1 protein-coding gene is annotated in these 1,729 nt (G+C 77.5%); it reads right to left on the reverse strand.

The annotated features are described in order from the left end of the window. Positions 1–112 precede the first annotated feature (112 nt). On the reverse strand, positions 113–1,729 hold a 1,617-nt coding region (locus HOY81_RS26970; protein WP_237323331.1), incomplete at its 5' end, for a phosphatase PAP2 family protein.

The following is a 1,729-nucleotide window of genomic DNA, read 5'->3' on the forward strand; positions in this document are numbered from 1 at the left end:
CCGCCGCGGGTGACGCGGCAGGGCCCGGCCGCGCCCATGTCCCCGGGACCGCGCGCAGGCCGGGCCGCGCAGCGGCGCGGCCCGCCTCCGTGCCCGCCGGCCGCGGCCGGCCCTACCGCCGGGCGGGGGCCTCCTCGCCGGGGGCCGCGCGGGGGCCCGGAGGTACGCCGGTCCCGGCGGGGATCTCGCCGGGGCCGGAGGGCTCGGGCGCGGCTGCGGCCGGGGGGACCGTGCGGCGGTCCGCCTGCGCCGGCACGCGCGGTACCGGTTCTCCGGCGGCGGAGCCGCCCTCCCCGCGGAGGCGGAAGAAGAGGCGCTGCAGCCCGTAGCCCGCCGCCACCACCGCGACACCGCCGGCCGCGTCCAGCAGGTAGTGGTTGGCCGTCGCCATCACCACGAACGTGGTGAGCAGCGGGTACGCCGCGCCGAGCGCGCGCAGCCGCCGGTCACGCGTCACCCGCCACACCACCACCCCGCACCACAGCGACCAGCCGACGTGCAGTGAGGGCATCGCCGCGTACTGGTTGGAGAGTTCGGTGAGCGCACCGAAGTCCGGGTCGCTGAGGTCCTGCGGGCCGTGCGCGGTGTCGATGTAGCCCAGGCCCGGCATCAGCCGGGGCGGCGCCAGCGGATAGAGCCAGAAGCCGACCAGCCCCAGCAGCGTGGCGAAGCTCAGCGCGGCACGCTCCCGGCGGTAGTCCGCCGGGCGGCGCAGGTAGAGCAGCGCGAGCAGGCTGAGGGGCACCAGGAAGTGGAACGTCTGGTAGTAGACGTCGCACGCCGTCTCCAGCCAGGGTGTGCGGGCCGTGAGGCGGTTCAGCGCGTGCTCCCAGTCGAGGCGCAGCAGCGCCTCCGCCTCCAGCACCTGGCGGCCGTGTTCCTCGGCGACATGGCGGGCGTCCGGGGCGTGGCCGCGGACCCAGGAGTACGCCCAGTAGCCGGCGCGGATCAGCAGCAGCTCCAGCAGCACGTTGGGGCGGCGCAGCAGGCCGGACGGCTCCGGCCGGGCCCAGGAACCGGCGCGCCGGGAGAGGAACGGGACCACGCAGGCGGCGAGGAGCGCCACACACAGCGGGAGGTTGTCGCCGAGCACGGAGAGCACCGGCATGTTCGGCATCAGCGCCCCGCCCTCCAGCGACATCGCGAGGACGACGAACACCGGCCACACCAGCCGGTCGCCGCTGCGCCGCCCCACCCGGCCGACGGCGGCGAGCAGGATCCAGAGCTGCTGGTGCTGCCAGGCGGTCGGCGAGGCGGCGACCACGGCGCAGCCGGTGAGCGCGGCGGCCAGCAGCGGCTGCCCGTCGCGGGTGTAGGTGACCGCCCGGCGCAGCGCGAGCCAGGAGACGCCGGCCGCGAGGGCCGCCCACACCACCACCTCCGCGGGCCCGTGCAGACCGAGGCGGAGCAGGGCGCCGTGCAGCGACTGGTTGGCGAGCGCGTCGGACGGCGCGCCGAGCCCGGCGCCGGCGAGGTGGTGCAGCCAGTAGGCCCAGGAGTCGTGCGGCAGCACGATCCAGGCGCTCAGCGTGCAGCCGGCGAAGGCGCCCCCGGCACCGATCGCGGCGGCGCGTCTGCCGGTGAGCCAGAGCAGCGGCACGAAGAGCAGCACCGCGGGCTGGAGCGCCGCGGCCAGCCCGATCAGCGCCCCGGCCCAGCCGCGCTCGGCGTTCCGTGCTCCGGCCGGTGCTCCGGCCGGTGCTCCGGCCGGTGCTCCGGCCGGTGCTCC

This window comes from Streptomyces sp. JJ36 (assembly GCF_021696945.1).
Lineage (GTDB): Bacteria > Actinomycetota > Actinomycetes > Streptomycetales > Streptomycetaceae > Streptomyces.